The 11,358-nt window shown below is 74.5% G+C and carries 12 protein-coding genes; 6 read left to right on the forward strand and 6 right to left on the reverse strand.

What is annotated here, in order from left to right; all coding sequences use genetic code 11:
- Positions 1–121 precede the first annotated feature (121 nt).
- Positions 122–895, reverse strand: coding sequence for a molybdate ABC transporter substrate-binding protein (modA, locus tag ACA361_RS14665; RefSeq protein ID WP_375012497.1), 774 nt, complete (start codon positions 893–895; stop codon positions 122–124).
- 110 nt (positions 896–1,005) lie between these two features.
- On the opposite strand from modA, the gene ACA361_RS14670 reads away from it, so the two are divergent.
- Positions 1,006–1,695 carry a uracil-DNA glycosylase gene (locus ACA361_RS14670; RefSeq protein WP_375012498.1) on the forward strand — a complete coding sequence of 230 codons (690 nt, stop codon included), beginning with the start codon at positions 1,006–1,008 and terminating at the stop codon, positions 1,693–1,695.
- A gap of 99 nt (positions 1,696–1,794) precedes the next feature.
- On the opposite strand, the gene ACA361_RS14675 is transcribed toward ACA361_RS14670, so the two are convergent.
- The 4 genes from ACA361_RS14675 to ACA361_RS14690 are packed head-to-tail and all read right to left on the reverse strand — an operon-like array spanning position 1,795 to position 5,693.
- The gene (locus ACA361_RS14675; protein WP_375012499.1) at positions 1,795–2,661 is read right to left on the reverse strand and encodes a 1,4-dihydroxy-2-naphthoate polyprenyltransferase; all 867 of its coding nucleotides are present in this window, start codon (positions 2,659–2,661) and stop codon (positions 1,795–1,797) included.
- 34 nt (positions 2,662–2,695) lie between these two features.
- Complete coding sequence (locus ACA361_RS14680; RefSeq protein WP_375012500.1) at positions 2,696–4,381, reverse strand: MFS transporter; 1,686 nt, start codon at positions 4,379–4,381, stop codon at positions 2,696–2,698.
- Between the two features lie 49 nt (positions 4,382–4,430).
- A complete protein-coding gene (locus ACA361_RS14685) occupies positions 4,431–4,985 on the reverse strand; it encodes a GNAT family N-acetyltransferase (RefSeq protein WP_375012501.1) in 555 nt (184 codons plus the stop codon).
- Between the two features lie 48 nt (positions 4,986–5,033).
- Positions 5,034–5,693 (reverse strand): CGNR zinc finger domain-containing protein, encoded by a 660-nt coding sequence (locus tag ACA361_RS14690; protein WP_375012502.1) that lies wholly within the window; start codon positions 5,691–5,693, stop codon positions 5,034–5,036.
- 74 nt (positions 5,694–5,767) lie between these two features.
- On the opposite strand from ACA361_RS14690, the gene ACA361_RS14695 reads away from it, so the two are divergent.
- The gene (locus tag ACA361_RS14695; RefSeq protein WP_375012503.1) at positions 5,768–6,154 is read left to right on the forward strand and encodes a VOC family protein; all 387 of its coding nucleotides are present in this window, start codon (positions 5,768–5,770) and stop codon (positions 6,152–6,154) included.
- A gap of 12 nt (positions 6,155–6,166) precedes the next feature.
- Here the strand turns inward: ACA361_RS14695 and ACA361_RS14700 are convergent, their stop codons facing one another.
- Positions 6,167–7,567, reverse strand: coding sequence for a PLP-dependent aminotransferase family protein (locus ACA361_RS14700; protein WP_375012504.1), 1,401 nt, complete (start codon positions 7,565–7,567; stop codon positions 6,167–6,169).
- On the opposite strand from ACA361_RS14700, the gene ACA361_RS14705 reads away from it, so the two are divergent.
- From ACA361_RS14705 to ACA361_RS14720, 4 genes are all read left to right on the forward strand, one after another.
- Positions 7,566–8,534, forward strand: a complete 969-nt coding sequence (locus tag ACA361_RS14705) for a DMT family transporter (RefSeq protein WP_375012505.1) — start codon at positions 7,566–7,568, stop codon at positions 8,532–8,534. The genes ACA361_RS14700 and ACA361_RS14705 overlap by 2 nt on opposite strands.
- 15 nt (positions 8,535–8,549) lie before the next feature.
- A complete protein-coding gene (locus tag ACA361_RS14710; protein ID WP_375012506.1) occupies positions 8,550–9,575 on the forward strand; it encodes a hypothetical protein in 1,026 nt (341 codons plus the stop codon).
- Between the two features lie 28 nt (positions 9,576–9,603).
- Positions 9,604–10,638, forward strand: a complete 1,035-nt coding sequence (locus ACA361_RS14715) for a hypothetical protein (protein WP_375012507.1) — start codon at positions 9,604–9,606, stop codon at positions 10,636–10,638.
- 159 nt (positions 10,639–10,797) lie between these two features.
- On the forward strand, positions 10,798–10,968 hold the full coding sequence (locus tag ACA361_RS14720) for a hypothetical protein (RefSeq protein WP_375012508.1): 171 nt from the start codon (positions 10,798–10,800) through the stop codon (positions 10,966–10,968).
- The last annotated feature ends 390 nt before the right edge of the window (positions 10,969–11,358 follow it).

An 11,358-nucleotide genomic window follows, 5' to 3' on the forward strand; every position in this document is an offset into this window, starting at 1 on the left:
ACATGGTCGTCCAGATGGACATAGAGTGCGGTCAGAAGGGCGTCCAGGTCTGTCTTCACACACTGATCATGGGCGCCCTTCGCCATGCCCGCGACCGGTTCCGCAAACCCCCATCAACGATCTAGGGGGCGGGCGTCACGAACCCGTACTTGTTGAACAGCTGCCGCGCGACGGGGGAGGTCAGCCAGGACACGAACCTGGCGGCCTCCTTCTCGTTCGGGCCGTCCCTGACCGCCCCCGCGGCGTAGGTCGCGGTGACGTTCTCCAGCGCCGGGATGGGGACGCTGCTCGCGGCGACGCCGGCCGCCTTGAGGTCGGTGATGTAGACCAGGCCGGCGTCGGCCTCGCCGGTGCGGACCCGGTCCAGCACGGCCCGCACGCTGATCTCCTCCGCCGCCGACCGCACGGTGATCCCGGCGCCCTTGAAGATCTTGCGCGCGTACCGCCCGGCCGGCACGGTCGAGGCCGCCAGCGCGACGCGCAGGCCGGGCCGGGTGAGGTCGCGCAGCCCGCGGACGCGGCGCGGGTTGCCGGGCCGAACGACGATCGTCATCGCGTTGTGCGCGATCACCCGGCGGCGGCCGGTCAGGTTCTCGTCGGCCTCGTTCATCGTCACCTCGTCCGCGGTGACCAGGACGTCGCCGGCGCCGCGCTCGGGCAGCCGCGCGGCCATCTCCTGCGAGCCGCCGAACGTGAACCGCACCTGCACGTCCCGGTGCTCGCGGTGGTAGGCGACGCCGAGCTCGCGCATCACCTCGCGGGTGGAGGAGGCCGCGAGCACGCTCAGCGTCGCCCGGTCCGAGGAGTCGCCGCAACCCCCCGCGACCGCGCCGAGGCCGAGGAGGGACAGCGCGGCGCATGCGGCCAGGCGGCGCCAGCGGGGGGAGTCCGGCATATGTCCAGATCTTAGGGTGGAACCCTTGTGCTCAGGTGTTTCCCATTGGCGTGTCAGTGGCCGCCGCTAGGGTTTCCACCATCGTGCACACCCTTCCCCGGAGGCCATCGATGTCCCTCGACCTGTTGGAACTGCTGCCCGGCGACTGGCGGGAGCGCCTCGACCCGCTCGTCGACCCGATCGGGGTCGCGGCGCTGGGCGCGTTCGTGGCGCAGGAGTACGAGGAGCAGACGGTCTACCCCGCGCGGGAGGACCTGTTCAACGCGTTCCGGCACTGCTCGTACGACGACGCCCGCGTCCTGATCCTCGGCCAGGACCCGTACCACGGGCCCGGCCAGGCGCACGGGCTGAGCTTCAGCGTGCGCGACGGCGTGAAGCTCCCGCCGTCGCTCCGCAACATCTACAAGGAGCTGGCGACCGACCTCGACCTCCCGTTGGCCAAGACCGGCGACCTGTCGGCGTGGGCCGCGCAGGGCGTGCTGCTGCTGAACGCGGTGCTGACCGTCCGGGCCGGCGAGGCGGGCTCGCACGCCGGCAAGGGCTGGGAGGACTTCACCGACGCGGCCATCCGCGCGCTCAACGAGAAGGAGGAGCGGGTGGTGTTCGTCCTGTGGGGCGCGTACGCCCGCAAGAAGGCCAAGCTCGTCACGGGCGAGCAGCACGTCGTGATCGAGTCGGCGCATCCGAGCCCGCTGAGCGCGAAGAAGTTCTTCGGCACCCGCCCGTTCAGCGCCGTGAACAAGGCGCTGGTGGACGCCGGCCGTCCCGAGATCGACTGGACGGTGCCCCCGGGCGCCTGACCCCGGGGGCCTGAGAGGGCGGCCGAGCGGCGCCGGGCGCGAGGGCGCACCCGGACATGCCGCGCCGGCCGCCCTGCCGCTCCTGCCGGCCTGACGCCCCTAGAGGGCCAGGCCGAGGGTGAGGAGGGCGCCGTACGCGAGCTGGAGGCGGCCGGTGCCGCCGAGGACCGGGATCAGGGCCGGGCCGGTGGCGCCCCGCAGGACCGTCTGGGTGGGCGGCACCGACAGCGGCGCCGACAGCAGCGCGAGCAGCACCCACGGGTGCGGCGCCGCCATGGCCAGGACGATCGTGTACGGCAGGGCGGTGCACGCCGCGTACAGGACGCGGGTGTTGCGGTCGCCGAGCGCGACGGCGAGGGTGCGCTTGCCGGAGACCTCGTCGGTGGGGATGTCGCGCAGGTTGTTGGCGACCAGCAGCCCGCAGGCCAGCAGCCCGATCGGCACCGCCGCCGCCCACGCCTCCCACGGGACGCCCTCGACCTGCACGTACACCGTGCCGACGACGGCGACCAGGCCGAAGAAGACGAAGACCGAGACCTCGCCGAGGGCGCGGTAGCCGTACGGGGTCTTGCCGCCGGTGTAGAACCACGCGGCCAGGATCGCCACGGCGCCGACCAGGATCAGCCACCAGGTGGTGACGGCGGCCAGCACCAGCCCGGCGACGGCGGCGGCCAGGAAGCAGCCGAGCGCCGCGGCGAGCACCTGCTTCGGCTTCGCCACGCCGGACCCGACCAGCCGCAGCGGGCCGACCCGGTCCTCGTCGGTGCCGCGGACGCCGTCGCTGTAGTCGTTGGAGTAGTTGACGCCGATCTGCAGGACGAGCGCGACGAAGCCGGCGAGCAGGGCGCGCCACCACACGGCCTGGCCTTCGCCGATCGCGACGCCCGTGCCGACGGCGACGGGGACGAGGGACGCGGGGAGGGTGCGGGGCCGCGAGCCGGCGACCCATTGGGAGAGCGTGGCCACTGGTTACCGTTGGTTCTCGTGGGGCGACAGGGGACTAGGACTCCGATTGTCCCCGACGCCGCCCGCTCTCGGGCCGCGGGGCGGGGCCGGGGCGCAGCCGCAGCGACACGGCGAGGCCGAGCGCCAGGATCGCGCCCGTGGCGAGCGCGGCGTTCCGGGTCGCGGCGGCCAGGCTCTCGTCGGCGGCGCGGGCGAGCGCGGCCCGGTCGGCGTCGGCGTGCAGCTCGCGGGCGTACGTGCCGGCGCTCTCGCGCAGCTCGTGTGCGATGGCGGCGCGCTGCTCGGGGGGCAGCTCGGTGCCCTCCAGCCGGCCGGCCATGGTGCGGCCGAGGCCGGTCGCGAAGACCGTGCCGATCAGCGCGATGCCCAGCGCGGCGCCGATCTGCCGCGCCGTCGACTGCGTTCCGGACGCCTGCCCGGACAGCTCCCGCGGCACGTCGGCGAGCGCGACGCCGGTGAGCTGGGCGGAGGTGAGGCCGAGCCCGACGCCGTACACGAACATCCAGGGCGCCAGGCCGAAGCCGGTGGTCGTCGCGGACACCGTCAGCGCCAGCGCGAGGACGGCCGCGACCTCCAGCACCATGCCGATCCGGACGACGCGCACAGGGCCCCGCGTGCGCGCCAGCCGGTGCGCGACGGCACCCGTCAGGAACGCCCCGGCGGCCATCGGCAGGATCGCCACGCTGATCTGCAGCGGCGCCGTGCCGTGCACGCCCAGCAGGAACAGCGGCAGCACGAAGACGAGCCCCAGCTCGCCCACGTTCACCAGGGCGGCCGCGAGGTTGCCGTGCCGGAAGCTCGGGATCCGGAAGAGGGCGAGGTCGAGCATCACCGGCCGCCCGGCGGCGGCGCGCGCCCGCTCGACGACGGCCAGCGCGGCCAGCAGCACGGCGCCGAGCCCGAGCACGACCGGCACCGGCGACAGCCCGCCCTCGGGCCAGCCGACCGGGCCGGTGTGGAACGGGCGCGTCGCCGTCCACCAGCCGTAGGTCTGGCCCTCGATCAGCCCGCACACCAGCGCGCCGAACCCGAGCGCCGCGAGCACCCCGCCCGTCCAGTCGATCTCGCGCAGCGCCCGGCCGGCGCCGCCCGTTCCGGAACGTTCCGGCCGCGTCTCCGGCATCAGCGCGAGCGCGCCGGCGATCAGCGCGAGCCCGAGCGGCAGGTTCACCCCGAACGCCCACCGCCAGTCGGCCGCGGACGCGATCGCGCCGCCGATCAGCGGGCCCAGCCCGGCCATCCCGGCGATCATCGCGCCGTACGTCCCGAAGGCGGCCGCCCGCTCCCGGCCGGTGAACATCGCGTTCACCGTGGACAGCGCGGCGGGCAGCACCATCGCCGCGCCGACGCCCTGCAGCGCCCGCGCCCCGATCAGCGCGGACCCGTCGCCGGCCGCCGCGGCGACCACGCTGGCCAGCGTGAACACCGCGGTGCCCAGCACGAACAGCCGGCGCCGCCCGAACAGGTCGCCGGCCCGGCCGAACGGGATCAGCAGCGCCGCGAAGACGAGGGAGTACACCGAGGTGACCCACTCGGCCTCCGACGTCGTCATGCCGAGCCCGGCGACGATCCGCGGCAGCAGGACGCCCACGATGGTGGCGTCCACGACGATCAGCGAGACGCCGAGGCTGATGACGACCAGGCCGAGCCGGCGCCGGCGGGCGTCGGACGGCGCGGCCGTCCGGGCAGGCGGCGGCGAGACGGAGGAGGTCAGGGACACGACCACCAACCTATGCCCGGGCCGTCGCGGGCCGGCACCGACCCCTGCCTCAGGCCGGGGCGGCCGCCCTGATGTCGGTGTGGAGGCGGATCTGCCGGACGGGTTCGCCCATGTCGAGGTCGCGCGCCGTGCCGTCCGGGGCCCAGCCGGCCGAGCCGAGGAACGCGCGCAGCACCTCGTCGCGCTCGAACGCCCATGTGATGAGCGTCTCGAAGCCGTCCTCGCGCAGCAGGTCCACGGTCGCGGCCAGCAGGCGGCTGCCGTGCCCGGCGCGCGCGTGCAGCGGGTCGACCAGCAGCGTCACCAGCTCGGCGGTCACCGCCGGGTCGCGGTCGGGGTCGTCCTCGGCGGGCGCGTGCGCGGCGAAGCCGACGACCAGGTCGGACGCGACCGCGACCAGCAGCCGGTGCCGGGGGCTCGGTGGCGCGGCCGCCGCCTCCGCCCAGCGCTCGCGCCACGCCTTCCGCGCGTCGTCGCCGGTCACCTCGGCCAGCACCGCCTCGGGCAGCAGCTCGCGGTAGCCCTGCCGCCAGGCGCGTATCTGGATGTCGGCGACGGCGGCGGCGTCCGCGCGGCGGGCGGGCCGTACGCCCACATCGGCCATGGCGGCACGTCCTTTCGTTGAGGGTGGGACGGACAGGCTGCTCGCAGCCTAGGGCGCCGGGGTGCGGCGCCGGGCCCGGTACGTGCGGGTCTTGGTGCGGTTGCCGCACACGCGCATCGAGCACCACGCGCGGCTGCGGTTCTTGGAGGTGTCGAGGAACGCCCACAGGCAGGTGCTCTCCTGGCAGACCTTGAGCCGCGGCCACGTCCCGTCGGCGACGGACTCCATGACGGCCGCGGCGATCCGGGCGAGCCCGGCGGCGGCGCCCGTACCGGCCGGCACGAGCGCGGGACGGCCGCCGCCCAGCGCCAGCCGCAGCGGGAGCCGTCCGAGAGCCTCCTCCAGCCCGGCCACCGCGCCGGCGCCGTTCGTCCCGCGGCCGGGAGCCGCGTGATCGGCGGGCTCGGGGACGGCCGGCCCGTGGTCGGGGGCGTGGTGGGCGAGCATCGCGGCGCGCAGGCCCTCGCGGAGGGCGGTGGCGGTCGCGAGGTCGGCCGCGCCGGCGGGGGTGCCGGCCGGGACGAGGCCGCGGCCGGCCAGCCAGCCGGCCAGCTCCGCGGGCGTGCCGATCCCGTCGGCGGCGGACTCGACGTCCAGGGTGTTGACGAACTCGCGCAGCAGCAGCGCGGCCGGGGACTCGGCCCGCGGGCCGGTCCGCTCGCCGCCGCTCATCACCGCTCCCGCCCGCTCGACCGCCGTCAGGCGCACCCTACCAAGGGGACACCGGCGTACCGGGCTGGCCGGTTGCATGGCGGCCCGACACCGGCGTACGGTCGTCAGTGGTGTTGATCATCGAGAGCCGGGAGGGGCCGGGGATGCGGCCGAAGGTGTCGAACGTCGCGATCGACTGCACGGACATGGACGCGATGGTCGCGTTCTGGGGCGCGCTGCTGGACATGGAGGTCACCGGCCGCGACGACGACTGGACCGACCTGGAGCCGCTCGGCGACGGCGGGCCGCTGCTGAGCTTCCAGCTCGTCCCGGACGGCAAGCGCGTGAAGAACCGGGTCCACCTGGACGTGGCCGTCCCCGACATCCGCGCGGCGGGCGAGCGGGCCCGCGCGCTGGGCGCCACGCCGCACGGGCCGCCGATGGGCGAGGACCCGGACAGGCCGTTCCAGGTCTGGCTCGACCCGCTGGGCAACGAGTTCTGCCTCGTCACCGCCTGACGGAACCGGCGGTCACCGCGCGGCGGCGCGGACGACCTCCGCGAGCCGCCGCACCCCCTCGGCCAGCTCGCTCTCCGAGGCCGCCGCGCCGTAGCTGACCCGCAGGAACGGCCCGGGCGGCTCGGCGGGGAAGAACGGCCGTCCCGCGCTCACCAGCACCCCGGCGTGCAGCGCGGCGTCCGCGAGCCGCACGTCGTCGGTCCCGGGCGGCAGCCCCACCCACAGGTGCGGCCCGCCGGCCGGGTTGCCGACCGGCAGCGCGGGCAGCTCGCGGGCCAGCGCCGCCCGCACCGCGTCCCGGCGCGAGCGCAGCGCCGCCCGCACCGCCCGCAGGTGGCGCGGCCAGCCGGGGGCGCTGACCAGCTCCAGCAGCGTCCCCTGCATCGGCCGGGCCGGGAAGAACTCCTCGATCAGCTGGGTGGCCCGGATCCGCTCGGCGACCGGACCCCGCGCGATCACCGCGGCCACCCGCAGGCTGGCGGCGGTCGCCTTGGTCGGCGACGAGATGTGCACCACCCGGCCCTCCTGGTCGGCGCTCACCAGCGGCGGCGGGATCGCGTCGATGGCCAGGTGGCGGGCGAAGTCGTCCTCGATCACGAAGGCGCCCGCCGCCCGCGCCACCGCCAGCACCCGCGCCCGCCGCGCGGCCGGCAGCACGGCGCCGGTCGGGTTGTGGAACGTGGGCTGCGTGTAGAGCACCCGGGCGCCGGTCATCGCGAACGCCTCGGCGAGCAGCTCGGGCCGCAGCCCGTCCTCGTCCATCGGCACGGGCACCGGGTGCAGCCCGCTGGCCCGCGCGACCGCCAGCACGCCCAGGTAGGTCGGCGACTCCACCAGCAGCGGCGCGCCCGGCGGCAGCAGCGCGCGCAGCACGGTCGTGAGCGACTGCTGCCCGCCGCTGGTGATCAGCACGTCGGCGGGCGACGTCTCGCCGCCGGCCGTCCGGGCGAACCAGGCCCGCAGCTCCGGGATCCCGCCGAGCGGCGGCAGCTCCCACGCGTCCGGGCGGCGGGCGGCCCGCGCCGCCGCGTTCGCCAGCGCCCGCACGGGCTGGAGCGAGGGGTGCAGGTAGCCGCCGCTGAGCGCGATCGCGCCCTCGGGCGGGGGAGTGAGCAGCCGCGCGACGCCGTCCCCGTCCACGGCCCGGTCGCCGAGCGTCACCGCCTGCCAGCCGAAGTCGGCGGGCCCGGCGGCGGGCTCGGGCCGCTCGGCGGCGAACGCGCCGCTGCCCGGCCGGGTCACGACGAGTCCCTCGGCCGCGAGCAGTCCCAGCGCGCGCGTCACCGTGACGGGGCTGACCTGGTAGCGGCGCATCAGCGCGCGGCTGGACGGCAGCCGCTCGCCCGGGTGCAGCCCCTCGACCTCGGCCCGCAGCCGGTCGGCCAGCGTGGCCACACTGCTATCGTGGTGCATGAAAGACCACGATAGCGCTACTGATGACACGCCGATAGCGCTCGGCGGCCTCGGGCTCGCCGGCCTGGGCGTGCTCGCCTTCTCGCTGACCCTCCCCAGCACGGCCGTCGCCCTCGAAGGGCTCGACCCCTACCTGATCGGCATCGGCCGCTCCGCCGCCGCGGCCGTGTTCGCGGCGATCGCGCTGGCCGCCGTGCGCGCCCGCGTCCCGGCCCGCGCGCACTGGCCCGGGCTGCTGGTCGTCGCCGCCGGGGTGATCTTCGGCTTCCCGCTGCTCAGCACGCTGGCCCTCGACCACGGCTCGTCCTCCGCGCACGCGGCCGTCGTCGTCGGCCTGCTGCCCGCCGCGACGGCCGTCCTCGCGGTGCTCCGCGGCGGCGAGCGCCCGTCGCCCGCGTTCTGGGCGGCCGCGGCCGCCGGGGCCGCGCTGGTCACCGGCTTCGCGCTGCTCCAGGGCGCCGGCCGGCTGACCGGCGCCGACCTGCTGCTGTTCGCGTCGCTGGTCGCGGCGGCGGCCGGGTACGCCGAGGGCGGCCGGCTGGCCCGCGTGATGCCGGGCTGGCGGGTGATCTCCTGGGCACTGCTCCTCGCCGCCCCGATCTGCGTCCCGGTCACGATCTGGCTGCTCGCCACGACCGGCCCGGACTGGACGGGCCGGACCGCGCCGGGCTTCGGGTACGTGACGGTGATGTCGGCGTACCTGGGCTTCTTCGCCTGGTACGAGGGACTGGCCAGGGCCGGGATCGCGCGGGCGAGCCAGGTGCAGCTCGCCCAGCCGCTGCTGACCATCGTCTGGTCCGGCATCCTGCTCGCCGAGCTGATCGACGCCGCCACCGCGCTCGCCGCCGCGGGGGTGCTGGTCTGCGTCGCCCTGGCCCAGCGCGCCCGCGTGCGCACGGTCGCGCCGCCCCTTGCGGCATGTGACGTACTCCCGCAAGCTGGGAAGGAACGCGTCACAAGGACGTGAGCGTGAGGAGCCCGCATGGACGAGCAGGTCACCGTCCCGGAGGGCGGCTTCTGGCCCGCTCCGGAGATCCCGCTGCCGAACATCTACCCGATGGAATGGCGGGTGGAGACCGGCAAGCTCGCGGCGATCTACGAGAAGTCCAAGCGGACCGTGTGGAACCCCGCCGACCTGCCCTGGGACGGCATCCGGCCGGAGGACTTCACCCCCGAGCAGCGGCTCGGGATCATGTACTGGTTCGCCGTCCTGGCGAACTTCGACGCCTCCGGCCCCGCCGTGTTCGCCCGCGCCACCGTCCACGCGTTCGAGCAGCACGAGGAGGACCCGGTCCGCAAGTGCTTCTTCTCGATCACCCGCGACGAGATGAACCACGAGGAGTGCTGCCAGCGCACGATCGAGAGGCTGTGGCCCGGCGGCCCGCTGGACTGGACGCCCCGGACCGACCTGGAGCACGCCGCCCACAACAACATCGACTGGCTGTACTACAACGGCGGCCGCTACTGGCAGGGCTACAGCACCGCCGTGCGCAAATACTCGCTCGCCGTGCTGTTCACCAGCTTCATGATGGGGGAGATGGCGGCGTCCACCCTGTTCCGCGGCATGGCGTCCGGAACGCGGCACCCCGTCTTCGGCGAGATGTTCCGGCGCATCGGCCGGGACGAGTCGCGCCACCTCCAGATCTGCATGACGATCCTGGACAAGGAGTGGCCCGGCCTCACCGAGGAGGTCAAGGACCAGATCACCCGGCAGCTGCGGGCCGGCTTCGTGTTCCTTTCCATGATCCTCTGGGAGCCCCCGGACGGGTTCTGGGACCTGCCGCCGTACTTCCTCGGCAACCATCGCGTGCTCATGGCCCACGCCCGCGACGCCGGCCTCGGCGTGCTCTCGTTCGAGGAGCAGGCCGAGAACTGGCGCCAGGCCATCGCCCGCGTCCGCGCCATCGTCGAACGCTGGGGGATCGCGTTCCCCGCCATCCCTGAACTGGACATATCGGGCGTTCAGGTCGACTTCATCGACCCCGAGGACATCATCCCGGTGTTCTGAACGCCGGAATTTCCGCGATCATTGCGCGATGGCGTGGAAAAGGCGGATCGTACGGTCCCTGCGATGGGCCGGCTGGACGGCCGCGTACGGGCTCGGGCTCCTCGCGCTGCTCCTGGCCGGCGTCTGGGCCTGGTGGCAGCCGGAGCCCGAGACCCGCGGCACCACCGTGAACGCCCTCTGGGCCCGGCACCAGTGGGTCGGCGAGCCGCACACCGAGCAGGAGTACCGCGACCTCGGCCGGCTGCTCCGGCAGAACGCGATCACCGACGTGTACTTCCACGCCGGCCCGTTCGAGGCCGACGGGACCGTCCCCGCCGCCAAGTACCGCAACGCCCGCACCCTCATCGAGAAGATGCGGGTGCACGCGCCCGGCGTCCGCGCCCAGGCGTACCTCGGCCAGATCCGCAAGGTCGACGGGTACGGCGTCACCGACCTCGACGACCCCGCCGTCCGCGACCGCGTCCTCGCCACCGACAAGACCTTCCTGGACCTCGGCTTCCACGGCATCCACTACGACTTCGAGCCCATCTACCCCGACGACGAGGCGTTCCTCACCCTCCTCGACCGCACCCGCGCGCTCACCCGCGCCCGCGGCGCGACCCTCTCCGTCGCCATCGAGCAGCTCACCCTCGCCGACGCCTCCCAGCCCGTCTACCGCGCCTTCATCCCCCGCGGCTGGGGCCGCTTCCACTACCCGCCCCGCCCCACCGAGGACTACCTCCGCCGCATCGCCGACCGCGCCGACCAGGTCGCGATCATGACCTACGACGTCTCGCTGCCCACCGAATCCCTCGCCGGACGGCACTTCGCCCACCACACCGAACGGACCCTCCGCCTCATCGGCGACCGCACCACCGTCTTCATGGGCGTCCCCACGTACCGGCCGATGATGGACTGGGCCGAAGACCTCACCGTCGCGCTCCGCGGCATCCGCCGCGGCCTGGACGCCCTCGACCGGCCGCCCGCCCGCCCGTACGGCGTCGGCATCTACGCCGAGTGGACGACCGTACCCGCCGAATGGGCCCTCTACCGGGCCAACTGGCTGCCGGACGCGTCACGTTAGTTTCACTTTGTCGGCACCTGGCACGCCACGTTCCCATTCTTGCCTTTGCCCAGGTCAACGGCTTTGTTGAACGGCCCCCCGGCGCGGGTACGCAACGACAAGACCATCAGGGGATGGGCAGAGGAAACGGAGTGGGGGCCGATGGGTATTCAGCGGAGCATGTGGCACGAGACCGACCGGCTGACCGAACTCTCGGCCGAGTTCGCCGGCTGGCGGATCGGCCGCGGCGGCTCCGGCCACTGGTGGGCCGTACGCGGCAACGAACTCGTCCGCACACCCGACATCGAAGAGCTGCGCGCCCGCCTGACCGAACTCACCGAGACCGGCTAGACGCGGCGACCCGCGCGCGCCCCCGCGCTGATCCGGACGACCCGGCGAAAGCGGACGGTCGGCACATCGGGCGCGTTATCCAACCGAGTCCGGGAAGTAGCCGGACTGACCCCGTAACGCGGCATTTGCGTGCCACGATGAGCAAAGAGAAGCCGCCCGCCACGCGTACCCCCGAGCGTGTGGCGGGCGGCTCTCGTTTATTGCATTGCCCTTGGCGTCAGGCCTTGACGGCCTTCCTTCGGCGGGCAATGCGGCGATCGCTGCATCGCTCCGACTCGCCCAGGGGCTCGCTGCGCGATCAGATGCTCGCTTCGCTCGCATCTGCCTTCGGACGCGATCGCAACGCTTCCGGGGCCGCACCACCTCGGCAGGCCGGCCCGGCCGGTCACG

Origin of the sequence: Actinomadura sp. 21ATH (assembly GCF_041951345.1) — a bacterium.
Lineage (GTDB): Bacteria > Actinomycetota > Actinomycetes > Streptosporangiales > Streptosporangiaceae > Spirillospora.

Excerpts from the sequence above, each read along its gene's own strand:
- modA (WP_375012497.1), bottom strand. The coding sequence starts at position 895 with ATGCCGGACTCCCCCCGCTGGCGCCGCCTGGCCGCATGCGCCGCGCTG.
- ACA361_RS14670 (WP_375012498.1), top strand. The coding sequence starts at position 1,006 with ATGTCCCTCGACCTGTTGGAACTGCTGCCCGGCGACTGGCGGGAGCGC.
- ACA361_RS14685 (WP_375012501.1), bottom strand. The coding sequence starts at position 4,985 with ATGGCCGATGTGGGCGTACGGCCCGCCCGCCGCGCGGACGCCGCCGCC.
- ACA361_RS14705 (WP_375012505.1), top strand. The coding sequence starts at position 7,566 with ATGAAAGACCACGATAGCGCTACTGATGACACGCCGATAGCGCTCGGC.
- ACA361_RS14700 (WP_375012504.1), bottom strand. The coding sequence starts at position 7,567 with ATGCACCACGATAGCAGTGTGGCCACGCTGGCCGACCGGCTGCGGGCC.
- ACA361_RS14710 (WP_375012506.1), top strand. The coding sequence starts at position 8,550 with ATGGACGAGCAGGTCACCGTCCCGGAGGGCGGCTTCTGGCCCGCTCCG.
- ACA361_RS14715 (WP_375012507.1), top strand. The coding sequence starts at position 9,604 with ATGGCGTGGAAAAGGCGGATCGTACGGTCCCTGCGATGGGCCGGCTGG.
- ACA361_RS14720 (WP_375012508.1), top strand. The coding sequence starts at position 10,798 with ATGTGGCACGAGACCGACCGGCTGACCGAACTCTCGGCCGAGTTCGCC.